General features: G+C 28.0%; 24 protein-coding genes. 5 read left to right on the top strand and 19 right to left on the bottom strand.

Annotation, left to right across the window (positions count from 1 at the left end; genetic code table 11):
• Positions 1–9: 9 nt before the first annotated feature.
• The 15 genes from ACTG46_RS05255 to ACTG46_RS05185 form a co-directional block, all read right to left on the bottom strand.
• Positions 10–1,266, bottom strand: coding sequence for a glycosyltransferase family 2 protein (locus ACTG46_RS05255; RefSeq protein ID WP_479923725.1), 1,257 nt, complete (start codon positions 1,264–1,266; stop codon positions 10–12).
• Positions 1,267–1,314: 48 nt separating this feature from the next.
• Entirely contained in the window at positions 1,315–2,976 is a 1,662-nt protein-coding gene (locus ACTG46_RS05250) for a DUF2334 domain-containing protein (RefSeq protein WP_054269577.1), read from the bottom strand.
• Positions 2,969–3,817 carry a diguanylate cyclase domain-containing protein gene (locus tag ACTG46_RS05245; protein ID WP_054269576.1) on the bottom strand — a complete coding sequence of 283 codons (849 nt, stop codon included), beginning with the start codon at positions 3,815–3,817 and terminating at the stop codon, positions 2,969–2,971. Before ACTG46_RS05245 ends, ACTG46_RS05250 begins: the two co-directional genes overlap by 8 nt.
• A gap of 312 nt (positions 3,818–4,129) precedes the next feature.
• Positions 4,130–5,182 (bottom strand): ABC transporter substrate-binding protein, encoded by a 1,053-nt coding sequence (locus tag ACTG46_RS05240; RefSeq protein ID WP_054276179.1) that lies wholly within the window; start codon positions 5,180–5,182, stop codon positions 4,130–4,132.
• Positions 5,182–5,856 carry an ABC transporter permease gene (locus tag ACTG46_RS05235; RefSeq protein ID WP_003432155.1) on the bottom strand — a complete coding sequence of 225 codons (675 nt, stop codon included), beginning with the start codon at positions 5,854–5,856 and terminating at the stop codon, positions 5,182–5,184. The genes ACTG46_RS05240 and ACTG46_RS05235 overlap by 1 nt, the downstream gene beginning before the upstream one ends.
• Positions 5,857–5,960: 104 nt before the next feature.
• A complete protein-coding gene (locus ACTG46_RS05230; RefSeq protein WP_021383784.1) occupies positions 5,961–6,797 on the bottom strand; it encodes an ABC transporter permease in 837 nt (278 codons plus the stop codon).
• Between the two features lies 1 nt (position 6,798).
• Entirely contained in the window at positions 6,799–7,842 is a 1,044-nt protein-coding gene (gene potA, locus ACTG46_RS05225; RefSeq protein WP_054269574.1) for a spermidine/putrescine ABC transporter ATP-binding protein, read from the bottom strand.
• An 18-nt stretch (positions 7,843–7,860) separates the two neighbouring features.
• Positions 7,861–8,400 (bottom strand): helix-turn-helix domain-containing protein, encoded by a 540-nt coding sequence (locus ACTG46_RS05220; protein WP_021383760.1) that lies wholly within the window; start codon positions 8,398–8,400, stop codon positions 7,861–7,863.
• A gap of 436 nt (positions 8,401–8,836) precedes the next feature.
• Positions 8,837–9,526, bottom strand: a complete 690-nt coding sequence (locus ACTG46_RS05215; protein WP_054269573.1) for a YczE/YyaS/YitT family protein — start codon at positions 9,524–9,526, stop codon at positions 8,837–8,839.
• A 331-nt stretch (positions 9,527–9,857) separates the two neighbouring features.
• Complete coding sequence (locus ACTG46_RS05210; RefSeq protein WP_479923724.1) at positions 9,858–10,418, bottom strand: amino acid ABC transporter permease; 561 nt, start codon at positions 10,416–10,418, stop codon at positions 9,858–9,860.
• A 9-nt stretch (positions 10,419–10,427) separates the two neighbouring features.
• Positions 10,428–11,228: a transporter substrate-binding domain-containing protein gene (locus ACTG46_RS05205; RefSeq protein ID WP_054269571.1), complete on the bottom strand. Its 801-nt coding sequence runs from the start codon at positions 11,226–11,228 to the stop codon at positions 10,428–10,430.
• Between the two features lie 418 nt (positions 11,229–11,646).
• Positions 11,647–13,527 carry a CotH kinase family protein gene (locus tag ACTG46_RS05200; RefSeq protein WP_479923723.1) on the bottom strand — a complete coding sequence of 627 codons (1,881 nt, stop codon included), beginning with the start codon at positions 13,525–13,527 and terminating at the stop codon, positions 11,647–11,649.
• A 16-nt stretch (positions 13,528–13,543) separates the two neighbouring features.
• Entirely contained in the window at positions 13,544–14,218 is a 675-nt protein-coding gene (locus ACTG46_RS05195; protein ID WP_407812130.1) for a DUF4956 domain-containing protein, read from the bottom strand.
• A gap of 77 nt (positions 14,219–14,295) precedes the next feature.
• Positions 14,296–14,985, bottom strand: coding sequence for a polyphosphate polymerase domain-containing protein (locus ACTG46_RS05190; protein ID WP_054269568.1), 690 nt, complete (start codon positions 14,983–14,985; stop codon positions 14,296–14,298).
• Between the two features lie 400 nt (positions 14,986–15,385).
• Positions 15,386–15,973 carry a LysE family transporter gene (locus tag ACTG46_RS05185; protein ID WP_054269567.1) on the bottom strand — a complete coding sequence of 196 codons (588 nt, stop codon included), beginning with the start codon at positions 15,971–15,973 and terminating at the stop codon, positions 15,386–15,388.
• A 106-nt stretch (positions 15,974–16,079) separates the two neighbouring features.
• On the opposite strand from ACTG46_RS05185, the gene ACTG46_RS05180 reads away from it, so the two are divergent.
• Entirely contained in the window at positions 16,080–16,967 is an 888-nt protein-coding gene (locus ACTG46_RS05180) for a LysR family transcriptional regulator (RefSeq protein WP_054269566.1), read from the top strand.
• Positions 16,968–17,020: 53 nt separating this feature from the next.
• On the opposite strand, the gene ACTG46_RS05175 is transcribed toward ACTG46_RS05180, so the two are convergent.
• Complete coding sequence (locus tag ACTG46_RS05175) at positions 17,021–18,883, bottom strand: ABC transporter ATP-binding protein (RefSeq protein WP_407963845.1); 1,863 nt, start codon at positions 18,881–18,883, stop codon at positions 17,021–17,023.
• A 35-nt stretch (positions 18,884–18,918) separates the two neighbouring features.
• Entirely contained in the window at positions 18,919–20,646 is a 1,728-nt protein-coding gene (locus ACTG46_RS05170) for an ABC transporter ATP-binding protein (RefSeq protein ID WP_479923722.1), read from the bottom strand.
• A 72-nt stretch (positions 20,647–20,718) separates the two neighbouring features.
• On the opposite strand from ACTG46_RS05170, the gene ACTG46_RS05165 reads away from it, so the two are divergent.
• On the top strand, positions 20,719–21,549 hold the full coding sequence (locus tag ACTG46_RS05165) for a MerR family transcriptional regulator (protein WP_479923721.1): 831 nt from the start codon (positions 20,719–20,721) through the stop codon (positions 21,547–21,549).
• 163 nt (positions 21,550–21,712) lie between these two features.
• Here the strand turns inward: ACTG46_RS05165 and ACTG46_RS05160 are convergent, their stop codons facing one another.
• Positions 21,713–22,336 (bottom strand): hypothetical protein, encoded by a 624-nt coding sequence (locus ACTG46_RS05160; protein ID WP_054269563.1) that lies wholly within the window; start codon positions 22,334–22,336, stop codon positions 21,713–21,715.
• Between the two features lie 54 nt (positions 22,337–22,390).
• A complete protein-coding gene (locus tag ACTG46_RS05155; protein WP_243194096.1) occupies positions 22,391–23,470 on the bottom strand; it encodes an amidohydrolase family protein in 1,080 nt (359 codons plus the stop codon).
• A 206-nt stretch (positions 23,471–23,676) separates the two neighbouring features.
• Between ACTG46_RS05155 and ACTG46_RS05150 the strand changes: the two genes are divergently transcribed.
• From ACTG46_RS05150 to ACTG46_RS05140, 3 genes are all read left to right on the top strand, one after another.
• On the top strand, positions 23,677–25,242 hold the full coding sequence (locus ACTG46_RS05150; protein WP_479923720.1) for a PucR family transcriptional regulator: 1,566 nt from the start codon (positions 23,677–23,679) through the stop codon (positions 25,240–25,242).
• Between the two features lie 97 nt (positions 25,243–25,339).
• Positions 25,340–25,747 carry a helix-turn-helix domain-containing protein gene (locus ACTG46_RS05145; protein WP_479923719.1) on the top strand — a complete coding sequence of 136 codons (408 nt, stop codon included), beginning with the start codon at positions 25,340–25,342 and terminating at the stop codon, positions 25,745–25,747.
• 14 nt (positions 25,748–25,761) lie between these two features.
• The gene (locus ACTG46_RS05140; protein WP_054269559.1) at positions 25,762–26,094 is read left to right on the top strand and encodes a hypothetical protein; all 333 of its coding nucleotides are present in this window, start codon (positions 25,762–25,764) and stop codon (positions 26,092–26,094) included.
• The last annotated feature ends 16 nt before the right edge of the window (positions 26,095–26,110 follow it).

Below are 26,110 nucleotides of genomic sequence, written 5' to 3'. Positions count from 1 at the left end.
GTACATGAATCAAAATCTTTCTGTCTTATACCATTTAACTTCTCTTTTAAAAATTACATCTTTTAAATACTCTATCATTCCCTTTATAGCTACAAACAGCCATAGTTGAGAATATGTAAAATACATTATTGCAACTATGAATATATTTTCTAGTGTCGCTTCACCTTTTTCTATGCTTAGGCTTATACTTACCTCTATGATAAATAGAAGATATGATAGTATCCATATTATAAAAAAGTTAATTGGAATTGAAATCTCTATTAGTTTAGATATACTTAAAATAAATAAAATATCCGATATAATGACAGATGTTAAGAACAAAAAATATACAGAAAAAAAGTAGGCTATATCAAATACAATTTTATTTTTTCCCTGTTTAAATATATTTCTTATATATTTCATTAAGACATATATATTACCTTTTGCCCATCTGGTACGTTGCTTTATCCATACCTTAACAGTTTCTGGTTCTTGTTCCCACGTTATAGACTGTGGTACAAGTTTTATCTTATATCCCAATTTATATATTCTAAAGCTAATTTCTGTATCTTCTGCAATTGCTTTACTATCCCACCCTCCAATCTCTTCTATGATATGTTTTCTCAATATAAAGTTAGTTCCTGGTATTGTACATAGATTAAATAATTCCCATCTACCAGCTTGTGACATCCATTGAAAACTTAGCGTTTCTATATTTATGAATTTGGTTAATAGATTTTTATTTTTATTTCGAGTCCTGAATTTTCCAATAACAGCTCCTAATTCATCATCCATTACTATTGTTTGTATTAAATATCTAAGTGCATTTCTATCTGGTGTGTTATCTGCATCATAAACTGCTATAAACTCTCCTTTAGAAATGGTATATCCAATATTCAATGCATTTGATTTTCCTTTTCCTCCAGTTAAATTGTCTGTATTTATTATGGTAAAATTATAATTATTATACTTATTTTTTATATCTTCTAAAATATCTTTACTATTATCAGATGAGTTATCATTTATAACAATGAGTTCCATTTTATCTTTAGGATAATTAAGTAGTAATAAGGATTCCACAGTTTTGCCTATTACCTTAGCTTCATTGTGAGCAGGCACAAGTATTGATACCATAGGATATTCATCAATTTTTTTTACTTCTTTATTAAAATTTTTAAAGTAAAATATATAACCACCCATAGCCAAAATAATATTTATAAGCAATAAAGACCATATACTAAATAAGCTAAATATAAATAAACATTCTGATATATTTAAATCTATCATAAATTTCTCCTAAAATTTTTTTAAACATATATTCTAATATAAAATCATTTATTTTAAAAATTTCTTTTTATCTATTTTCTTAAAATATATAAATATAATCACAAATATTAAAACACTTACAGATACTATTAATATCAAAATTTTACTAATACTAGATATAGACTTAAATCTAGTGTCATCTTCAGTATTTTCTTCTAAATTCCTATCATAAGTTACTTTAATTTCATCTCCAACATTTCTTATTTGTATTTCATCAATTCTTACCCAATTATCAAAATCTCTTAAGTTCATAAATTTTATATTTTGTTTTTCTAGATATTCTATTGTGTATTTTAAATACTCTATATCCAAATATGAATGAAAAAAGAATCCTCCACTAAACCCTCTAACAATAGATACTTTATCTAGTTTTTCTTTGATATCTTGAAAAGTAAAATTATCTTCTGGGTCTATATATCCTAAATTTTCAGGTATAAATATATTAAATTCTTCTGTATCCCTAATAACATAAGGATATGTATTAGTACTAAATTTTTTATCATTATTTTGATGTTGACCTACATAAGTAGAAAAATACTTTTTTAACTCTTTGTATCCCTCAGATTCTATCGCATAATGTGGTGCTTCAAACGCAAGGGGATAAATTCCATTTTCTATACATATTCTGAGGCCACTCAACACTCTATTTTTTACAAACACTTCCATGTCTTCATTTAAAGGTGCATCCTTTTCTCCATCCCAAAATTCATACCCTTCTCCAGTAACTTCTTCTTTTTTGTATTGATGAGTATATCCATGTAATATCACTGTGCCACCCTTATCTTGCATATATTTTACTGCTTTTACAACCTCAGGACTTTCTGATAAAGTAATTATTTTATGATTTTTAGGGTTTACATAAGCTGGTATTAATGCAATTGCAAATGGTATATCCTTACTACTTAAATAATCAGCTATATCTACAAGGTTTTTGGGGTCTCTAAAAGCATGTACATCTTCTATTCTTACAAATATACTTCCCTTATCAAACTTTTTAATATTAAAAATATCGTTCAGTGAATCACAAAATATATAAAATAAAACACCATCTAAATCCAATTTTGATACATAAAAAAGATTTTTATCATTTATTATATATGGATACTTATTTAATGTATCATCAATACTCCCTATTACTTTATTACTTACATCTTTTGATTTCACAAGATTAAACAAATAGTGTTCATCCAAATTGTATGATTTGCCCTTATAATTTACACTAACTATGTTATTTGTTTTTCCCAAATACTCTAAATTATACTTTTTGTATTCTAAAAGATTTTCTATCCCATGCCCTAACCAACATATATTACCTTTATATGAATCTAATGCACTAAGTAAATATTTAGTTTTTTTGTCATTATCATATGAATTTTCATTAATTCCTATAATAAATACATGACTATAATAGTTTTTATTTATTTCATCATCATAATCACTTAATTTTAATAAATCAATATCTGAACTAAATCGACCCAATAGTGTCCTCATAATTTTTAAAATATCTCTATTATAAGCTGTTTCCTTCTTAGAATCATATATGACTAAAACCTTATTTCTATTAGATGTAATTTCTGTTGCATGTGAAGACAGATTAAAGTTTGATATTATTAATACTATGAATAATATCATTACTACTTTTAATAAATTTTTATTGAACGTTTTAAACATCGTATTGTAATTCCTCTTCAACTATATTCTTAAAATTTATACTATCTCCAAAGCTATCTTTATACTCTAAAAATGCAATTTTTACATCTATATTTACATATTGTCCTTTATTGTTTAAGTCTAAATTTAGTTCTCTTATCTTTTTATTTATTCTGTCTTTAACAACTTTTGAACCTTCTAAGGATGTACTTGGCATTAATATACCTATCATGTCTTTCTGTAAACTATAAATTATATCCTCATTTCTTGTACATTCTATAATACTTGAACTGATATGTTTTACTATTTTATTAGTCTTATTTTCACCAAATATCGTCTGTAGATTTCCGTAATACGGCAATTTTACTATCATAAGAGAAAAATTAGTATTATGTCTAATAGATTTACTTATCTCCATATTTACATCATTATAAAAAATCTTTAGATTTCTAAGTCCAGTTTCACTATCAATAGTCACTAACTCTTTATACTGTTCAGATAACTTTGTGTTTATATGTTGTAATTCATTTATATTTTTATTTAAATTTCCCATTATAATTGAAGAGATTGGTATTGCTATTATCCACATATATGATAAAAACTCAACATCTATATTGTGAGTAATACTGTTATATAAGATATAGGATGTATACATAAATATAATTATTGAACTTGTTATCAATCCTACTACTGAGTTTGATAAATAAGTTAACATTATTATGAAAAAAATTACTGCAAGCATTATAAATACATTCAATTTGTTTTCTGTTCTAATAGATAATATTACTATTCCAACAATTAAAAACATAAAAACTAGCAAACTCAATATTAATAAATCTATTTTTTTATTTACCCTATTCATTTTTATAAATTTACACCTCCAATTATTCTATTAAGTTGCCCATTTTTTCTAATTATTATTAAAGTCATTATACAAATAAACTTTTTACCTATTAATAATGTTAATTAAGTTGTATATCAATATAATTTAATAAAAAAACAAGCAAATACTCGACATTAAAGTCATGAATTTGCTTGCTTTTGTGATTATTATTATAAAAGATTCAAAACATGTATATAGTATTGGCAAAAAATAAAACTGTTCAATAATTAGAAAATTAATTTCTAAATAAGAACAGTTTTATTAAGTAAATATAATTAAATCAACAAGACTCTACTTTGATTTTAATTCTATCCAAGCCTTGTCATATAGTTTTATGTTCTCACCAATATCTTCAAAAGTCTCACATTTACTAAGTACTTCTTTAGATGGATATGCAACAGGATTATTAGTTATTTCTGGGTCCAATAATTTTAGAGCTCCTGTATTAGGTGTTGAATATCCGATATACTCAGCATTTATTTTTGCATTTTCTGGGTCTAGTAAAAAGTTTATAAATAACTCAGCTTCTTTTTTATTTTGTGCTGTTGTAGGTACACACATAGCATCTACCCATTTATTAGTACCTTCTTTAGGTATTGCATAATCAAGGTCAGGATTTTGGTCCATCAATGTAACTGCATCTCCAGAATACAACATACCCATTGCTACTTCTCCACCAAGCAGTCTATCCTTACCCTCATCATTTACATAAGCTAATACCAAATCCTTTTGTTTCATTAAAAGATTTTTCGCTTCATTTATTTCTTTTGGATTTACACTATTCATACTGTATCCTAATTTTTTAAGAGTTATACCTATAGTGTCTCTAACAGAGTCAAACATCATTATATTTCCCTTATACTTTGGATTCCAAAGTATATTCCAACTATCTATAGGGTCTTTAACTTCTTTTTTATTGTACAATATCCCAAGAGTTCCCCACATGTATGCAACACTATATTCATTAGTTTCATCATATATAGGATTTAAAAAACTCTTATCTAAATACTTCATATTAGGTATGTTTTTAAAATCCAGTTTTTCCAAAAGACCTTCATTTTTCATTTTTTCTACCATATAATCTGAAGGAAAGACTAAATCGTAGTGTGTACTGCCACTCTTTACTTTTTGATACATCATTTCGTTAGTATCATAAGTTGAATATTGAACATCTATTCCAGTTTCTTCTTCAAACTTATCTATAAGAGATTCATCTATATAATCTCCAACATTATATACGTTTAAAACTTTTGTAGAATCAGTTGCTTTATTACATCCTGTAAATAAAGTAACTGTCATAATACCTATAGATACAAGGGATATTACTTTTTTAAACTTAATCATTATTTAGTCCCCCTTACTATAGATTCTTTTTTATTAGCTAATAAAAGTAATCCTAAAACGACTGCAAACATTATTGTCGATAATGCATTTATTTCAGGTTTTATACCTCTTCTAGCCATTCCATAGATTTCTATAGAAAGATTGCTTACACCATTTCCAGCATTAAAGAAACTTATTATAAAGTCATCTATTGACATAGTAAATGCAATTAAAAATCCAGAAACTATACCTGGCTTTATTTGTGGTAAAATTACCTTTCTAAGAGCATATATAGGTGTCGCCCCTAAGTCCATAGCTGCATCTTCTATATTATCAGGTAATTGCTTCATTTTTGGTAAAACTGAAAGTATAACATATGGCAAACAAAACATTATATGTGCCAATAGCATTGTTGTAAATCCAAATTCCATTTTTACAAACACAAACAGACTCATAAGGGCTACTGCTGTAACTATCTCTGTATTTAAAATAGGAAGATAGTTTACATTTAGTATTAATTTTTTGCTCTTACCTCTCATCTTATGTATTCCTATGGCACTTATAGTTCCTACTATTGTAGATATTACAGATGCTAATATAGCTATTACAATAGTATAATATAAAGCACTCATTATACTCTCATTTTGAAGTAATTGACCATACCACTTCCATGTAAATCCATTCCATCTTGCCATCGATTTTGAATCATTGAAAGAAAATAGTACTAAAGCAAATATGGGTGCATATAAAAATAAGAATACTAATGCTAAATATATATTAGAAGTTATTTTCTTTAATTTTAAAATAGTAACCCACCGCCTTCTTTGTCAGACTCATCTCCAAATTTTGACATTATAGACATCGATATTAATATTACTATCATCATAAATATCGATATTGCTGAGCCAAAGTTCCAATCTCCAACAACTGTAAATTGTTGTTCAATCAAATCTCCAACTAGCATTATTTTACCTCCACCTAACAGTCTTGAAATTGCAAAGGTAGTAACTGCTGGCATAAATACCATAGTTATTCCAGACATTACACCTGGTAAACTCAAAGGAAATATAATTTTTCTAAATACTGTCATATTATTTGCACCTAAGTCATGAGCAGCATTTATCAAATCATTATCCATCTTTGATAGTGCAGTGTATATTGGAAGAACCATAAATGGTAAAAAGTTATATACCATACCTAAAAGTATAGCAAAATTAGTATACAAAATTGCTAATGGCTGTATTCCAAACCAGCCTAAAAATGTATTTAAAAGTCCATTTTTTCCTAATATAGCAACCCATGCATAAGTTCTTAAAAGAAAATTCATCCACATAGGAAGAATAAATAATAATATTAATGAACCTCTTCTACTCACATGAGCTTTTGAAATTATATATGCCACTGGATAACCAACTACAAGGCATATTAACGTGGCTCCTCCTGCTAAAAGAATAGAACGAGCAAATACTTTAATATATATAGGGTCGATTACTTCTTTATAATTTTCAAGTGTAAATGCATAACCTCCACCTGACTCTTTTGTAAAACTGAAAAATACTACTAGTATTAAAGGAATTATTACAAATATCGCACTCCAAACTACATATGGATATGCTAAGAAAGATTTTCTCTTCATCTTAGTTACTCTCTTTTCTCATTATATGAATGTCTTCTGGATATATGTCCATGCCTAGTTCTGTTCCAACCTCAGCATTTTTAGTATTGTGAAGTATCCACAATCTTCCATTCTCATTTAATTCTATCTCATAATGCACTCCTTTAAACACAGTAGATGTAACTTTCCCCTTTAACATTCCTTCTTCTGGCTTTACCATTTTTATATCTTCTGGTCTTATTACCACTTCTATATTTTCGTTTTTTTCAAATCCTTTATCAACACATTCAAAATCCCTATTACAGAAATTAACTTTATAATCTTCTATCATAATTCCATCAAATATGTTACTTTCACCTATAAACTTAGCTACAAATGAGTTTTTAGGTTCATTATATATGTCTTGTGGTGTTCCCATTTGTTGTATCTTACCCTTATACATTACGACAATAGTGTCTGACATAGTAAGAGCCTCTTCCTGGTCATGAGTTACAAACACAAATGTTATTCCTAATTTTTTTTGAATTCTTTTTAATTCTATTTGCATTTCTTGTCTAAGCTTTAAATCAAGTGCTCCAAGTGGCTCATCTAGTAACAATACTTTTGGTTCATTAACTAGAGCTCTTGCTATTGCAATTCTCTGTTGTTGTCCTCCACTTAATGAGTCAACTTGTCGTCTTTCAAAACCTTCTAGTGCAACAAGTTTTAAAACCTCTTTCACTTTAGCATCTATTACATCTTTTGGAGTCTTTTTAATTTTTAGTCCAAAAGCTACATTTTCATATACATCCATATGTGGAAATAAAGCATATTTTTGAAACACTGTATTTACTTGTCTTTCATATGGTGGCAAATTATTTATCTCTTTACCTTCAAATAAAACTTTACCATCATCAGCATACTCAAAACCTGCTATTATTTTTAATGTAGTAGTTTTTCCACATCCACTTGGTCCAAGCAAAGTTAAAAATTCATTTTTCTTTATATCTAAATTGAAATTATCTAAAACCGTAAGTTCTTCATAATGTTTAGATATATCTCTTAATTCTATTATGTTTTCTACCAATTATTAAACACCTCTATTCTAAAATGATGGTGGCGTACTTACCCAAATCACTTTTGCTGTCGTTTTACCCTCGTTTGATATATAGTGATTTGCTCTTGGTCTAAAGTAAAAGCTTTCTCCTTTTTTTACTTTATTTTTCTTTTCGCCTATATGAACATATATCGAACCTGCTAATACATATCCAAATTCTTCGCCTTCATGTGGCTTTTCTTCTTTATATTGTCCTCCTGGATACAATGTTATTATTATTGGCTCCATTTCATTTTTTTGTGAGTTTGGAATTAGCCACTTCAGTTTATATTTTAAATCTTCATCCTCTGTTTCAAACATATCCTCTTTTGTAAAACTAATTCTTTCGTCATCTATTTCATTAAAAAATTCCCTTAAATTCGTACCTAGTATTTCAAGTATATCTATAAGGGTAGCTATGGATGGTGATGTTAAGTTATTTTCTAATTGAGAAATAAATCCCTTTGACAATTCGCATCTATTAGCTAACTCTTCCTGGGTCAGTTGTTTTTCTGTTCTTAATCTTTTTATCTTTTCACCTATATCCATGTTGCACCTCCTAGTTTCTGTTTTATTTTACTAAACATTTTGTTTACTAAACATTGAGTTTAAAATTTCTAAACAACATAGGTAATTATATATAAAATTCGGATATAATACAAGAGTTTTTTTGACATTTTTTTATTTTTTTACTTAGAATAAATACAAGCATTTTAAAGGCTTTGGAAAATACACAATCAAAGGTGTTTATATTAATATTTATAAAGTTTAGTATCTCTAATTATAAATTAATTAATTAATTAAATACATAATAAAACTCCTAAAACATAAAAAAGTGTTAAACAAATAAAAAATTGCTAGAAATCTATATTTTATAGTTTCCTAGCAATCCTATTGGCTTAGCCTTCTTTTAATGTTTAAAATTATATATTTAAAAATTTCTTCAAGTTATAATATTTAACCTTTGCTTAAATTTATCATTAAATTACTTAGCTATATTTTGAGCAGCCGTTTTTTTATCCCCACTCATATATAACTTAATAAACTTTATATCATCTACTATAAATCGATGCTTAATCTTACTACAATCTAATTTAAATAAACTAAATACTATCTGTGTAAAATAACCCAATCCAAATGCACTTATTATAGTTCCTATACCAACTTTTCCTCCTAAGAAAAATCCTACTATTAATGCTCCAACTTCTATAGTCCCTCTTATTAAGTTAAGTGATTTTCCAGTTTTCTTTTGAAGTGCAACCATCAGACCATCTCTAGGTCCACTTCCTAAACCACTTCCCATATAAAATACCATTCCAATAGCCAAAAGAATCAATCCTAATATCAACATAATTATTCCTACAAATAAACTATCAGCCTCTGGAATTAACTTACTATACAAAAGCAAATCCATAAAGAATCCAATTAATAGCATATTAAAAACAGTTCCCCATCCTACATTCTCACCAAGAACAACATCAGCTATAACTACTATAGAGCCTACAATTATAGAGGCAGTCCCTATAGTTATTCCTATATGATTTGAAAGACCTTGATGAAACACATCCCAAGGAGATAAACCAAGGTTACAATTTATCGTCAATACTATACCAATTGAACATATAAATAAACCCGCTACTAGCTTTAAAAATTTCCATAATACTTTTTGTAACAAAATCTACCCCTCCTAAACATAATTTAACTACTCACTTTAAATATCAAAAGCCAGCAGTTCTCTTTTAAAAAATCTTACTTTATTAATTTTATAATACACTTCTATGATACATCATTTTATGCTAAATAACTACCACTTTATTACAATTTAGTTACAATTTTTAATTATTTTTTTATTATGGATTTTCTAGTTTCAGCACTTCTCAAATTTAGTCCTATATTTTAAAATTCTTTATTATTTTATTGTTCATAAATAGAATAATAAAATAGAAACCACTTAAATATAATAGGAAATTGTATTTAAATGGTTTCTATTTTATTATGTAATACTATTAATATGCAGAATTTAGTTTTGCTTCTATTTTCTTTTGAACAAGTCCAAATATAAATAAGATAAACCAATATACAAACCCTGCAACTAAGAACGCTTCTAGATATTTATATTTACTACCACCATTATAATTTGCTGCCGCCATTATTTCTATTACCCCTATAGTAAAAGCTAATGAGGAACCTTTAATTAAATCTACAAAGTGATTAGATAATGCAGGAATAGCCACTCTTATAGTCTCTGACATATACGCAGACATATTTATTGATAAAGCAATTATCATTGCAGTAAATGGAGACATATCTACAAGAGCTGGAATAGCTCTTGGTAATCCAAAATACAATGCATACAACTGAACTAGCAGTGGTGTTCCTCTAAAAATTGAGGTATAAACTTTAACAATTTCATTTAATATTTTAACTTTGTTATAGCTTATTAATGCCATTATAGTTGCTATTACTAAAGATAGTACTAGTGATATTAAAGCCATTATTATTGTTTCTTTAGATGCTATAAATATTTCTGGTAAAATGTTAAACATGAATGATACATCTAAACTCATAAAATTCACCTATCTCTCAATCGTTATATCTTCTCCAAACCATTTTTTAGAGATTTCAGTAAGAGTTCCATCTTTTCTCATAGCCGTTATTGTATCATCAACCTTAGCTTTTAAAGCCTTTGATTCTTCATCTTTTCTAAATGGATACGCATTTATTTCTTCATAAATAGGTTCTCCAACAGAGATAAAATTTGAACCAGCTTTTTTATTTCTAGCAGCTGTTGCAGAAACAGAAATTATCCTTGCGTCAGATCTGCCAAGTTCAAGACCTTCATATGAATCAGCTCCATCATTGAATACTAATTCCATTGAATTATCTTTGTTTTTTTCCTCCATTATCGCTCTTTCAGATGAATTTGCTCCAACTTCGACTTTTTTTCCTTTCAAATCTTCAAGACTTTTTATCTTGTCTTTATCTTCTGGTCTAATAGTTATCATTAGAGGATTATAAGCATATGGTACTGTAAAATCATACACTTCTTCTCTTTCTGGCGTTATACTTATTTGTTGAGCTGCTGTATCTGCCTTACCACTATCCACCATTCCAAGTAATCCACCTGTATCTCCATTATTTACTTCATACTTAATTTCAGAATCTAATCTTTTACCAATTTCATTCCATATATCAATTTCAAAACCTTGCATTTTCCCATCTTCTCTAAAATTAAAAGGATAATACTTTGCTCCTGTAGCTACTGTAATAGTCTTCTTTTCTTCTTTTTTAGGCTCTTCTTTTGTTGAACAGCCTATTGTTAATCCACAAATAACTAACCCTAATGTTAATAAACTTAATGCTCTTTTCCAATACATTAAAATCCCTCCATACTTGATGATATTTTTATTTACATGAATTTAAACTTTATTTATATACCATGATTTAGTTTTATAATTTTTCAACTTACACATCACTCTTTACTTTAATATAAATTGAATTTAAAACATTCATTTTTATGGATATTTCTACAAAATATAAGTTTATTTTCCATTTACCCCAAAACAATCGTATTATACTTTTCATACTTTGTCTAATCGTTTTTTTCTATGTACTTTTTTAATAGAATTAAATTTTACTATATCATTGTAAAATTATAGATGTGCAAAATTACAATGATTATTAATCTAACACTTATAAGAAAATACTTTTTATTAAAAACAAAGATATTAAAATAAAAAAAATACTGTTAAGTAGATATTTACTTAACAGTATCAATATTATTTGTATCTTAACCTATTTTGACTTTATAAATCTTCTTCGGTTTATCTTTGATACACCTACTAGCATAACTGACATGATTATCATTGAAGCTCCACCTAAAATTAATTTAGAGTATGTTGTTGTTTTATTCATAGAGTCGCCTCCTTTATTACCAAAACCCCCAGCTTCCTTTGGATTCCCTTGACTTCTATCTATATTCATATCTCCATTTTTACCATTCATATCACCCTTATCCATATTTCCAATTCCTGGTGGTGTTTTTCCATCCATGCCTTCAGGTGGCTCTGGCATACCACTCATCTTATCATCAGAATTTTCTGTATCTTTACTTTCACTTGAACTATTATCATCAGAAGTTTCCTTAGTTGAAGAAGATTCTCCACTCAATTGAGCTTTTATAGTTTTACTCATATTTTCTGCAACTTCTAAAACTCCTGGTATTGATTTTCCACCTTTACCCATTGCCCCTCCTGACTTTTCATTAGTATCGTCTCCACTTTTATTGTTATTTGTATTATTCTCATTTTCACTATTATCTGTAGTATTATTTTGAGCATCATTATCCATATTAGTTTTGACTTCGCTTAATGTTAATTCAGCATTAACTTCTTTTTCATTACTTTCATTTTCAAAACTCTTATTTTCATTGTTAGAATCATTATTATTAGATTCTTTATCACCAAATCCCTTATTATCACTAGAATCTTCAATTGAAGATGTTATATTTTTTTCAAATTCTTCATAAGTATAAAATGCTGTTGGGTCTTCCTTTACATATGATGCTATCAAGTCATGTAATTTTGTTGTCATATTTTCTAGATAATCTGAATCCAAGTACTTGGTTACTATTTCTTCTAGATATTCATGGTACTTAGCTTTATATGTATCATTTTTTAATAATGCAGATATTAAAGGTCTATCTTCCAAATTACCTGTTGTAGGTTCATCAATAGCTATAGATTGACTACCTCCACCAAAACCACTAAATCCGCCAAATGACATATTAAAGTCCCATGGCAACATAGAAAATACTCCATCTTGTTCATATAAATAGTAATTATGAGCGAAACTACCTTGATAACTATCAAGATTTAATAAAGCTGTACTTATTGCTATATTTTTGAGGACAGAATCTACATCAAGATATTTTTCAATATCTTCACCTGTGTCTAAAGATTTTAATAGTTTTGTAACTTTAGACCAATCAGCCGTTTTCTTATCACTTTCAATGATTAGATTTGAGTAACTATCTGGGTCATCACCCTCATATTGTAATGAGGCCCCTTCATCTGATTTGTATAAATCTCCAGTTACATCTCCAAAATTATTTTCAAGATAAGATTCTTTTAACCCTTCTACTGCCAAATATAATCCATGATATTCACCATTTATAGAAACTTTGGCATATGCAAATTCTGGAGTAGCTAATCCCATCTCCTCACAGACACTATAAGTTAGAAATTCTCTCATATAAGATGGGTCAGAATAACAGTTATTAAGGTTTAATTGAGTAAGACCTTCCATACTTTGACTAGTATTATATTTATCGAAATTAATCTTATAGCTATATCTATCACTATCACTATTTGCTACGGATGTAAGACTTGAATTTCCTTTAGTTCTTATACCAACGTTTCCATATGTATCTCCATTTACAGTTACTTTTGCAACTTTAAATTCTTCTTTTATCGCATTTTCATTCATGTCTTCCAAGTCACTTTCATCTATTTCTATATTAACTTCCATAACCTCATCTCTGTCAAAATATTTTTCAATATATACATTGCTATATAAGTCAACATTTTTATTACCATATGTACTGTAAACTCCAACTACTGCACATAAAAATATAACCATAATTGAGATAAGAAGGGTAAATTTTTTATCTTTCATAAAAGATTACTCCTCTCTATGCTACATAATCACCATTATAACTTACAAGAACTGCATTAGTAACTCCATCTACTTGGCTTAAGTCATTTATAAGACTTGTTTCTCCATCTTTCATTCTTACTTCAAATACCAACTCTATACCTTTTTCTGGTGTAACACTTTTTGATTTTATTTGATATTTAGAAAATACTTTTTTAATTTTATCAGTTGCAATGTCTTCTGAATTCTCATTATTACAATTTACCATCAATATATATGGTGTTTCAGATATTGTTTTGTTTGAAAAGAATATTAGAATCAATCCCATAATTATTGAACCCATAACAGCTAGTGGAATCAAACCTGCACCTAAAACTATACCTGAGCCTAATGACCAAAATAGAAATACCAAATCCATTGGGTCTTTAATTGCTGTTCTAAATCTTACTATAGATAAAGCACCAACCATACCTAGAGATAAAACTACATTTGATGTAACTGCTAATATTACGAAAGTTGTAAGCATTGTAAGTGCTACAAGTGACACATTAAATGGTCGAGAATACATAATCCCCATATAGGTTTTTTTGTAAATCATATATATAAACAAACCTACTAAAAATGCTGAACCTAGAGCTAAAGCACTATCTACAAATGAAAAACCTGATACATTTTCTATAAAACTTGATTTAAAAATATCGTTAAACGTCATAACTAAAATCATCCTTCCTGTTTTTTAATTTTTTTATTTTATTTAGATACTCTTTATATAAGATTTAAATTTCAATCCTATATATACAATCTACTCGATGCATACTTTGAAACTGCTGTAGAAGTAGTTTTATTAATCTGAACCAAATCTTTTATAAAATCTGGTATAAACTCATCATATTTAACTTCTAACACAGTCATATTTTCATCAATAACTGATACTGTTGGCAATTCTTTATTGAATAAATCGACTGAATTTACAGAAGTCTTAATATCACTATCGATTGTAACTCTTACATTTCCAAGTGGATAGACAAAAGCTTCTCTATCATAATCAACTATACTTTTTGCCTCCAATCTTTCACATTTTACTTTTAAATAAAACTCTCTTAATAAGCAGTTTGTCGATTCTTTTAAAAACTCAATGTCATTTTTTAATATCTTCTCTACTTCTTTTTTAGTTAAATTAGCTGATAGTTTTGACGTCATATTATAATGTTTTATTTTCTTCTCCAATTTTATATAAGAAGGGTCATTGTTATAAAATCTTATTCTAAACTTTTCTCTCATTGCAACTCCATTTAACTTATCTAAAAGTGCTTTATCTTCAGGAGTGTCAAAGTATAAACTTCTGATAAGATACTTTCCATCTTTTGATGCATTTCTATCTTTTTTCATTATTGGATAAAGTCTTGATTTTAAAGCTAGGACATCAGCTTCAGTTATTTTGTGTTTCATCTCAAACCTATAGTTTAACTTCTTATTCATTATTATCACCTCTCAATTCATTTAACTATGTTTGATTTATTTTATATTTAGAGTATACTTCACTTGACTTTGTTAAATCTCCGTAAAATAAGTGCATCTTTATGGCATATATGTGGCAAACAAGATTAAGCTGATGAGATATCTATGAATTTATTTATCTAAGTTTTAATAATAAATTACATTTTTATCTGGAAATTAAATTTTATATGGTATTAGATTCTATATAGTCAATGAATAGTTGTTTTAGAAAGCAAAAAAGAAGATGTCACTTATAGATAAATTAAATATTTTAAATAAAAAATCAAGTTTCTTATTCAAAATGATATAATCTATAGTTCCATCTTCTAAATTTATAATACCAAATAATTAAATTTATATAATTAAAAATATATATGCTTAATTATGTTAAAATTAGTTTTACTGCGCTCCAAACAAGTACTAGTGCCATAATAATATTAATTACTTTATAATGCTTGTTTATATATTTTTGTAAAATACCTCCTGCTAGAGCCCATGTCAAAGTACCAGATATGCCAACAAGACTACTACAAACTGCTGCTGATAATAAATATTCAACTGACTGTGACACAGGTATTACATACCCTGTATATACAGTAATGGCAAATATTATAATTTTCACATTAACAAACTGCAAAATAAATCCAGTCCAAAAGGATTCTTTCTTCACATCACTATCATTGTTTGGTTTGCTCTTAGCTACTTGTATTGCTAACCAAATAATATAAAGTGCTCCTATGTACTTCATAATACCAGTAATCATTGGTATAAACTTTGATAATTCAAGGCATCCAAGAGCACATATAAACATAATACATATAAATCCCATACTAATTCCTATAACCACTGACTTTCCTTTTTTCCATCCATTATTGCTAATTGTGTTTAATGCAAGAATATTATTAGGTCCTGGTGTAAAACCTGTAACAAATGCATATGGTAAAAAAGATAATAAAACTTCACTCAACACTTGTAATCACTCTCCTTTTATATTATAATACTATAAATTAAACAATAAAAAAAATCGAAATATTTAAATCTATACTTCAATTATATTGAATGAAATGAGGATGAACATGTATTTTAAATACCTACAAACTTTTAAAACTATAATAGAAGAAGGTAGTTTTTCTAAAGCAGCAAATAAACTCAATTACACACAATCAACAATAACATTCCAAGTACAACAATTAGAACAAGAGTTATCTACACACTTATTTGAAAAGATAGGAAGAAAAATGGTTTTAACTAAAGCTGGCAAAAATCTAATACCTTATGTGGATGATGTTCTATGTTCTGTTGATAAAATGAAGAATTTTGGTACTGACTTGTCTGAGCTACGTGGTGATTTACATATCGCAATGGGAGAAACTCTTATTTGTTATAAAATACCTCCTATTTTAAAACGTTTTCATGAAATGGCACCAAATGCAAGGCTATTTCTCCGCTCAATGAATTGCTATGATATTAGGAACTCTTTGCTTGCAGGAAGCATTGATTTAGGAATATTTTATAAAGATATTGGAGGCCTAGGAAATTCCATTTCTACCTATACTGTCGGAGAATCACCTTTGACACTAGTCGCATCCCCAAAAGTAAAAAAACAATTTCCTGATTTTATTACTCCAAACCAAGAATTAGATATACCTTTCATAATAGATGAGCCAGCATGTATTTTTAGACAAATGTTTGAATCATATTTGAATGAAAAAAATATTACTCTAGACCATACGATTGAACTTTGGAGTATACCTACTATTAAAAATTTAGTAAAAAATGATATGGGAGTGTCATACCTTCCTACATTTGCAGTAGAAGATGATTTGAAGACAGGAGAACTATGTGCAATAGATACAGAGTTAGATGATAGAAACATTGTAGCAGTATGTGGTCATCATAAAAATAAGTGGATTAGTCCCCTTATGCAATTATTTATTGATTTAGTTGTTTCAAATGAAAAATAGATAGACTTATTTAAAGTAAGTCTATCTATTTCTTATCATATTGATTATTTTAATTACACAACTTCTTCATCGTATTCACTTGAAAATTGGCTATTATAAAGTTCTTCATAAAATCCTTTATTTTCAATAAGTTCTTTGTGATTTCCTTGTTCAATAATAGTGCCTTCTTTCATTACCAATATTAAATCAGCATCACGAATAGTAGATAATCTATGTGCAATGACGAAGCTAGTTCTTCCCTTCATCAAGTTATTCATTGCCTTTTGAATCTCAACCTCTGTTCTAGTATCTACACTAGAAGTTGCCTCATCAAGAATTAACACTGATGGGTCTGAAAGTATTGCCCTGGCAATTGTTAAGAGCTGTTTTTGACCTTGAGATAGATTAGAAGCATCCTCAGTCAATACAGTATCATAACCTTGAGGTAAAGTTCTTATAAAGTGGTCTACTCTTGCTGATTTTGCTGCACTTACAATCTCATCCATTGTAGCGTCTGACTTACTATAAGCGATATTTTCTTTTATACTACCATTAAATAACCATGTATCTTGTAGAACCATTCCAAACATAGTTCTAAGTTCTCCACGTTTTAAGTCTTTTATATTAACTCCATCAATAGTAATTCTTCCACCTTGTATCTCATAAAACCTCATAAGTAAATTTACAAGAGTTGTCTTCCCAGCTCCTGTAGGTCCAACAATTGCAATCTTATCTCCTGCGTTCAATTTAATATTAATGTCTTTCATAAGAATAGAATCATCACTATATCCAAATTTAACATGTTCAAATTCTACTTTCCCTTTAGGCATGTTGATAACTTTTGAATCTTCTTTGTCCTTTATTTCTTCAACTTCATCCATAACTTTAAAAACTCTCTCTGCAGATGCAATTGCAGCTTGAAGCATATTTACGATATAAGATATCTCTGTAGTAGGCTCTGATGCTTGATTTACATATTGTATAAACGCCTGTATACTACCAAGAGTCATTGCTCCAGTTGATGCAAATACACCTCCCACAACTGCTATAATAACATACCCAATTTGATTTATAAATCTAATAATTGGAGATATAGCATATGATGAGAATTGAGCTTTTCTACTAGCATTATAAAGATTTTGATTTAGTTCTTTGAAGTTTTTTATAGTATCTTTTTCTTTGCTAAATGCCTTGACCACTATTTGACCAGTAAACATCTCTTCTATATTGCTATTTAATTCCCCCAATGCTTTTTGATTTTCTGAAAATCTATTTTGTGATTTTCTTGCAATTATAACAGTAATACCTAAAGAAACAAGCAATGTTACAGCTGATACTATTGTAAGTGGTATACTTATGCTTATCATCATTACAATAGAACCAATCACTGTGACCACTGCTGTAATAAGTTGCATTAACCCTTCTTGTAAACTATCTGCTACCTTCTCTAAATCATTTGTAACTATACTAAGTGTTTCCCCTTTTTTGTGAGAATCATAGTATTTAAGCGGAAGTTTATTTAATTTATCACTTAAATCTTTTCTCATATTAAGAACTAAACTTTGTGCAACACCTGACATAATATATTGTTGTATATATATAAATACTGCACTAATTAAATACAACCCCAGAAGTATTGATATTATGCCTCCCATAGTACTAAAATTCACACTGAATTTTGTACCTGTTTGGACTGCAGTTTTAATCCCATTAAATAATTGGTCAATAGCTTTTCCCATAACCATTGGTGCTAAAACTGTAAGAGCTGAACTTATTAGTACTGAAATAAAAATCATTAATAACTTAAATTTTTGTTTTTTCATATATTTCAATAATCTTTTAGTAGTCTTTTTTGCATTTTTAGCTTTTTCTGCTGACATACCATCCTCAAAACTAAGTACATCTACATCTTGTTTTTCTGTTATTTTTTCACTCATATTACACCTCCAAATACACAGATTGATTCTTCACTCTATGCAAGTTCTTCTTTACTAAGCTGTGAATCTGCGATTTGCTTATAAACTTCACAATTTTCAAGTAACTCTTTATGTTTTCCTATACCCACAATTTCTCCATCATTCAAAACTATAATCTGATTAGCATCCATAATTGTACTTATACGCTGTGCTATAATTATAGCTGATGAATCTTTAATTTCATTCTTCAATGCTTTTCTAAGCCTTTTATCTGTCTTGAAATCTAACGCAGAAAAACTATCATCAAAAACATATACTTCTGGTTTTCTAACTAATGCTCTTGCAATAGATATTCTCTGTTTCTGACCACCAGATAAGTTATTTCCTCCTTGTGCTACGAACGAATCATACTTATCTTCCATATCAGAAATGAACTCATCAGCTTGGGCTATATTTGCAGCATGCTTTACTTCTTCAATACTTGCATCTTCTTTTCCATATCTTATATTTTCTTCTATTGTCCCACTAAATAAAAAGGCTTTTTGTGGTACAAATCCAATCTTGTCTCTAAGCTCTTTTTGGGGCATATTCTTAATATCTTGACCATTTATAGATATTTCTCCAGATTGAATTTCAAAAAAACGTGGTATTATATTTGCAATAGTAGATTTACCAGAACCAGTACTTCCTATAATTGCAGTTACTTCTCCAGATTTTGCCTCAAATGTTATATTGTTCAAAACTAGTTCCTCTGAATCTGAATATGAAAATGTTACGTTTTTAAATACTAAATGTCCTCTTTCTGAAGTAATATCTTTATATTCATTTCCATCTACAATTTCAGGTTCTATATCTAAGATTTGATTTACTCTATCTGCACAAGCTCCTGCTCTGGGTATGTACATAAATACCATTACTCCCATAATTAAATAAAATAATATTAAGATACAATACTCAACTAGTGCCATTATATGACCTATCTCCATATTTCCATTACTTACTCTCATACCACCAAACCAAATTATACTCACTATACCTAAGTTCATTATTAACATTACAACAGGCATAAGTACTGCAAATATTTTATTTATTGAAATTGCCGTTTCAGAATAATCTATTGCAGTTCTATCAAATCTCTTTTTTTCAAAACGACTTCTATCAAAAGCTCTTATAACTCTTACTCCTGTTACTACTTCACGTAATACTCTATTCATATTATCCATCTTTATTTGCATCATTTTAAACAATCGGATAACCTTCTTACCAACCAAAAATGCAGATAACATGAATAGAAACATTACTGTAACAATAATAATTGTCATTACTTTATCTATAGAATATGCTAAAAATAGACCAGAGACAGTTATAATTGGTGCTGGTAATACCAATTGAATAAACATAAACAAGGATTGACCTATTAAAGTAATATCACTAGTACTCCTAGTAATCATTGAAGCTGTACCTATCTTATTAAAATCATTTATTGATAAATCTTGTGATTTTATAAATACTGCTTCTCTAATATCTCTACAAAATCCAGATGAGAGATTTGATGATACTTTACAAACTAAAACAGCTGATAAAGCTGTTATACCTGCTGCTATCAACATAATTATACCTGTCTTTACAATATAATCTACATCCCCTTTTACTACACCATTATTTACTATACTCGCTGTAAGTGTTGGTATATATAAAGTTCCAAGAGTTTGTAAAAATGTAAACATCAGCACTGTAACAATTAAAACTCTATATGGCTTTAAAAAACGAATTAATTTTTTCATACAATCACACTCCTTTATAGAATATTATGATAAACTATACTGTAACAGGATAGTCAAGGAGGAATTTTAATTATGAGTCAAATTTCGAAAAATTATTTCACAACTGGAGAATTTGCAAAGATTTGTGGAGTCAACAAAAAGACGCTTTTTCATTATGATGATATAGGTCTTTTCTCTCCAGAGTTAAAGAAGGAAAATGGGTATAGATACTACTCATACCATCAACTCAGTATTTTTGGTATAATTTCTTCACTTAAGGAAATTAAAATGCCTTTAAAAGAAATTAAAACTTATATAGATAAACGTACTCCCAATTTGCTAATTGAACTTTTAGAAAAGAAAACTATTGATATTAATAATGAAATTGAAAAATTGAATAATATTAAGACTTTAATGGAGTCTACCATTTCATTTACTAAAAAAGCATGTAACATAGATGCAAATACGATTACTTTAGAAGAACATGAGGAAGAGTATTTAGTCAAAACGCCTCTTACTTATAAGGAACCCTTTCTTGGAGATGATGATGAAAACTTTTTATATGAATGTATTAACTTTATGGATAACTATGATTTAGGTGATGATGGTATGATTGGTTCAATCATTAAAGGTGAAGATGTAATGAATAGAGATTTTGAGTCGTATTCATATTTATTTACAAAAGTTAATAAAGACTATAAGAAATATCCTACATCAATCAAACCAAAAGGGCTTTATGTAACTGCTTATCATAAAGGAAGTTATGAAACTATTAATAAAACTTATGAAAAACTCTTAGAATTTTTCAATCAGAATAATTTATATATGGGAGACTTTGTTTATGAAGAATATCTCCTATATGATATAAGTGTAAGAGATTCTAATGAATATCTAACTCAAATATCAGCAGAAGTTAAAATGTAAAAGGAGATACTAAAGAATACAAAAGTGAATGTAAAGATTAATAATAAGAATAGCAAATTAAATAAATTCTTTATAATACTATTATCTAAAGCATACAAAAATTTATTTAAAAAGATGTAAGTAATTTTATATAAAATCACCTACATCTTTATTTATATTCAAACTAATTTCTAGAGTTATCTAATAGCCATTTATCTGCATCTTTATAAAGACTGTCAACCATCTCTGGTCTATCTATTCCAGGGAGTTCTTGATTTATTTTATATCCATCTGTACTAAGCATGTAAGAAAGACTTGCATATGAAGGTCTATAATCCTTTATATCTTCCTTAGAAATTTTGACATCCCCATCCTGATAAACAGGTAAAATTATATCTTTTTCATATATAGCATCCATAGATATTATATACCATATATCGTCTATCTTTTGAGTCTTATACAGAAACTTGACATCTGACTGAAGTTCAACTAAATTTCCATCTATTTCATTTCTAATATGGATAGCTCCCATTGTAATTGATACTGCCTTATCTTTATTTACCCAAACTAATGTATCACATATTTTATGTGGTGCATAAGATTTCATCTTACTTGACTCTTCTACGAACCCCTCTCCACTACCTTGATACCAAGATATTGAAACAGTAGATTCCTTTGCAAAGCATTTTTTCATTTCATCCCATAGCGCATTATCTCTACAAAACCTTTCAAATTCTATAAGCTCTTTTACACTATTTTTATCCACTATATCTTCTATAGAATTCTTTCCTGGTCTACTTAATAACATATTCTCAATCTCCTTTTATATAAACTTCTTTTATTTTTAGCAATACTCAATTCATTATCTTACTTTATTACCCTTTATCCATACACCTTTTATATTTCTAGTTGCTACTATATTTTTAATTGGGTCACCTTCAACCATTACTAAATCAGCTCTTTTCCCCTCTCTTATTACTCCACGGTCATTAAGACCTAATAATTTTGCTGGTAAACTTGTTGCACTCTCAAGTACTTCAATTGTATTAAGACCTGCTTTAACTAATAATTCAAATTCACGATGAAGAGATTCTCCATGTTTCACTATACTAACAGAATTTTTATCATTGTTTGCATCAGTTCCAGCTAATATCATCACTCCAGCTTTTTTCAATGTAGCTGTATTTTCTATTGCTGTTTCTAACCTAACATCTTCTCTTCCTGTAGCTTTCTTTATATTTGATATTATACTTTCCATCATAACTATAGTTGGAATTGATATAAGATTTTTCTCTTTTATCCTTTTGGCTACATCCTCAGATAATTTACCTATAAAAGGAATATGATTTATTACATCAACATTTGCTTTTTCTGCATATTCATAAGCTATAGTTGTAGGTGCATGAGCAAATACTTTTTTCCCATGTTCATGAGATATTTCAACTACTCTTTTTATTGTCTCAAAATCAAAAGCCGTTTTAGATGTTTTAGGGTCTTCTATTATGATTTTTACAAAATCTGCTCCTTGTTTAATTTGTTTCTTAGCAAAATTTTCAGCATCTTCAATAGTATGTATTTTACTATCTTTAAACCCCATTCCCATGAGATGAGGGTGAGATTCTGGTGCAACAGGTTCATATACACTACGAATATCAGTTAATCCGTCTAAATTTCTTAAAGATTCTACTACATCTTTACTATTAGTTGCCATATCAAGCATAGTAGTTATACCCCAATCAGTTGCATCCTCCAAGTTTTTTAAACTATCCAAATGTATATGAGAATCAATAAATCCTGGAAGTAAAGTGCATCCTTCTCCATCTATAGTAATATCAGCTATTGTTTTTGATGATATAACACCATCTTTTATTACAACACTCCTTTGTTCTGAAAGTTTTTCTCCATCAAATATTTTAACATTCGTAATTTTAGTTACTGCCATACTCCACACTCCCTTTATTTTTATTTATTAAAAATCTAATTCTTATTTAATTAAAAATTTCTTACTTTGATATTTTCTTAATTTATATAACTAATTATATATAAATTAATTTACCTAAACTATGTGTTATAACCTAAACTTTGATGTAAAATATACTATATTGATTGTGCTATAGTACAATAAAGTATAACTAGAGGGGGTTTAGCATGAAATTAGCAGATTTAATGAAGGATATATCTCAATATATCTCAGTATTAAAGCCATTTACAGATGAATATATAGACATTACTAGCTTGAATATTTATAAGAATAATCAAACTGAATTTACTACTGGATGTTTATATTTAGGAAATATATCAGATATTACTGTGGATTTGAACAATATAAATTTTTTAGGTATATTTATACAAAATGAAGTTAACATTGATTTAGAAAGATACAATTTAAACTCAAATATTTGTATCATAAAATCAAAAAAAGAAAAGTATGACCTTTTTAGTGAATTGTTAAATATTATGAATCAAGAAATACATCTTAGTTTATGCTCTCAAAGGTTTTTTGATGTAGTTTCTGAGAATAAAGGCATACAATATTTAATTGATATAGCACATGAAGAATTTGGCTATCCTATGATAATTCGTGACTCTACCTTTAAAGTTTTGGCTTATTCTTACGATGTTAGTGATATATTACAACTTACTGAAAATTCTAATGGAGACAAATATTTAGACGAAGAAACTATAAATTACATAAAATATCAAAATATACATAAAAAAATACATTATAATAAATCTATTAAAGAAGAAAATAAACCAGACAACTGGCTTGGTACATTAATCTCATCCGTATGTGTAGAAGAAATTGAAATAGCTCATATAGCTATCTGTGAATGGAAAATTCCATTTAATGAATTTCACTTCAAATTATTAGAATCACTTAATAAAGCTTTATCTCTAGAACTACAAAAAAATAATCTATTTAATATAGATAAAAAACTTATTCCTAATTATATACTTTCTGATTTGTTAGAAAAAAAATATCTAGATGATGATACTATAAGCAGAAGATTTCATTATTTAAATTGGACTAAGTCAAATTCATTAAACATAATGGTGATAGTGAACAAAGATAATAATTACTTTGACAGTAAAGTTCCTTTTATTATGCAGTCTTTAAGTGCATTTATACCATCTAATAATTGTGTAGTATATAAGTCTGCTTTAGTTGTTTTTATTAATGATTCTTTAATTCATAATTTAATTGAGCATGAAAATAAAGAATTTATTAATTACTTAAAACTAAATTCACTTTATGCTGGAATAAGCCCAAGATTTTCAAAGCTATCTGATAGTTGGAAGTATTATATTCAAGCCAAAAAAGCTAGTGAAATTGCTCAAAAATATAACATAAACTTTTCTCCATTTGGGAAAAGCATACCATATATCCTCTACGAGCTACTCAGTACCAACTATGATTTATATGACCTCAATCATCCTGCTGTAACCAAACTAATTGAAGAAGATAAAAAAAATGGTTCTAATTTGTTAGAGACCTTAAAGCAATATATCTACTTTAATAATTCGCCAAGCAAAGCAGCTGAAGTTTTAAATATCCATAGAAATACTCTGTTTTATAGAATTAATAAAATAAAAGAAATTACAGGTATTACACTAGACTATGCTGATGAAATACTTCAGATTTATATTTCTATAAAAATGATTGAAATTAACTCAAGAAATAAGACCTGTTTCAACACATATACAGGCATGTAAAAGCATTTTGACACACTTAAATCACCATTGTAAAAGATATTTGATAGATTTTACCCTCTCAATATGACAAAATAATTATGAAAGGAGCGATAGCTACATGGAAATTGGAAAGAAACTGAAAGATGCTCGTATAAATTCTGGATTGACACAGGAAAAAGTTGCAGAAAAAATTAATGTATCACGACAAACAATTTCAAATTGGGAAAATGAGAAATCTTATCCAGATATTATAAGCGTTATCAAACTAAGTGATTTGTATTCCATTAGCTTAGATGAATTATTGAAAGGAGATAATAAAATGATTGAACATTTAGAAGAAAGTACAAATGTAGTTCATAGTAATAAAAAGTTAATAACTGCAATTATTATCAATATTATGTTACTTATTTTATTTGTGCTATTTAATAGATTTATACCAGACAACTACTACTTTATGGCTAGTGTATTTTGTATAGCAATAATAAGTTCATCAGCATTGTTCTACCAAATTATAAGAAAATTTTAGGAGGTGTACTCATTATGGAAGCGAATAAAACTATGCTTATTTTGATATGTTTTGCTGTAGCTCTTGTGGGTTCAGTTGGTGTTGTATATCAAATTTATCATATGACTGTGATTGATGCAAAAGCTCGTGGATTAAAACATCCTAAATTGTGGGGATTATTTGCTATGAATGGTAATAATTCGAGTGGTTTAATAATATACTTAATAGGTAGACGAAAATACCCTATTATAAATATGTCTAAAGAAGATTGCAAAGAAATTGAATCTAGAAAAAAATCAGTTGGAGTTGGATTGATTTTTTTGGCTATCAGCGCTATAGGTTTGGTAATCTGTATTACATTATTTTGAGTTAAAAAAATGCTAG

The organism is Clostridioides sp. LIBA-7678, from assembly GCF_056716065.1.
Note: the sequence above shows the minus strand (reverse complement) of the source record. Positions and strands in the feature narration are given on the sequence as shown.

Excerpts from the sequence above, each read along its gene's own strand:
- ACTG46_RS05255 (WP_479923725.1), bottom strand. The coding sequence starts at position 1,266 with ATGATAGATTTAAATATATCAGAATGTTTATTTATATTTAGCTTATTT.
- ACTG46_RS05250 (WP_054269577.1), bottom strand. The coding sequence starts at position 2,976 with ATGTTTAAAACGTTCAATAAAAATTTATTAAAAGTAGTAATGATATTA.
- ACTG46_RS05245 (WP_054269576.1), bottom strand. The coding sequence starts at position 3,817 with ATGAATAGGGTAAATAAAAAAATAGATTTATTAATATTGAGTTTGCTA.
- ACTG46_RS05240 (WP_054276179.1), bottom strand. The coding sequence starts at position 5,182 with ATGATTAAGTTTAAAAAAGTAATATCCCTTGTATCTATAGGTATTATG.
- ACTG46_RS05235 (WP_003432155.1), bottom strand. The coding sequence starts at position 5,856 with ATGGCAAGATGGAATGGATTTACATGGAAGTGGTATGGTCAATTACTT.
- ACTG46_RS05230 (WP_021383784.1), bottom strand. The coding sequence starts at position 6,797 with ATGAAGAGAAAATCTTTCTTAGCATATCCATATGTAGTTTGGAGTGCG.
- ACTG46_RS05220 (WP_021383760.1), bottom strand. The coding sequence starts at position 8,400 with ATGGATATAGGTGAAAAGATAAAAAGATTAAGAACAGAAAAACAACTG.
- ACTG46_RS05210 (WP_479923724.1), bottom strand. The coding sequence starts at position 10,418 with ATGAGTTTAGATGTATCATTCATGTTTAACATTTTACCAGAAATATTT.
- ACTG46_RS05205 (WP_054269571.1), bottom strand. The coding sequence starts at position 11,228 with ATGTATTGGAAAAGAGCATTAAGTTTATTAACATTAGGGTTAGTTATT.
- ACTG46_RS05200 (WP_479923723.1), bottom strand. The coding sequence starts at position 13,527 with ATGAAAGATAAAAAATTTACCCTTCTTATCTCAATTATGGTTATATTT.
- ACTG46_RS05195 (WP_407812130.1), bottom strand. The coding sequence starts at position 14,218 with ATGACGTTTAACGATATTTTTAAATCAAGTTTTATAGAAAATGTATCA.
- ACTG46_RS05190 (WP_054269568.1), bottom strand. The coding sequence starts at position 14,985 with ATGAATAAGAAGTTAAACTATAGGTTTGAGATGAAACACAAAATAACT.
- ACTG46_RS05180 (WP_054269566.1), top strand. The coding sequence starts at position 16,080 with ATGTATTTTAAATACCTACAAACTTTTAAAACTATAATAGAAGAAGGT.
- ACTG46_RS05175 (WP_407963845.1), bottom strand. The coding sequence starts at position 18,883 with ATGAGTGAAAAAATAACAGAAAAACAAGATGTAGATGTACTTAGTTTT.
- ACTG46_RS05170 (WP_479923722.1), bottom strand. The coding sequence starts at position 20,646 with ATGAAAAAATTAATTCGTTTTTTAAAGCCATATAGAGTTTTAATTGTT.
- ACTG46_RS05165 (WP_479923721.1), top strand. The coding sequence starts at position 20,719 with ATGAGTCAAATTTCGAAAAATTATTTCACAACTGGAGAATTTGCAAAG.
- ACTG46_RS05160 (WP_054269563.1), bottom strand. The coding sequence starts at position 22,336 with ATGTTATTAAGTAGACCAGGAAAGAATTCTATAGAAGATATAGTGGAT.
- ACTG46_RS05155 (WP_243194096.1), bottom strand. The coding sequence starts at position 23,470 with ATGGCAGTAACTAAAATTACGAATGTTAAAATATTTGATGGAGAAAAA.
- ACTG46_RS05150 (WP_479923720.1), top strand. The coding sequence starts at position 23,677 with ATGAAATTAGCAGATTTAATGAAGGATATATCTCAATATATCTCAGTA.
- ACTG46_RS05145 (WP_479923719.1), top strand. The coding sequence starts at position 25,340 with ATGGAAATTGGAAAGAAACTGAAAGATGCTCGTATAAATTCTGGATTG.
- ACTG46_RS05140 (WP_054269559.1), top strand. The coding sequence starts at position 25,762 with ATGGAAGCGAATAAAACTATGCTTATTTTGATATGTTTTGCTGTAGCT.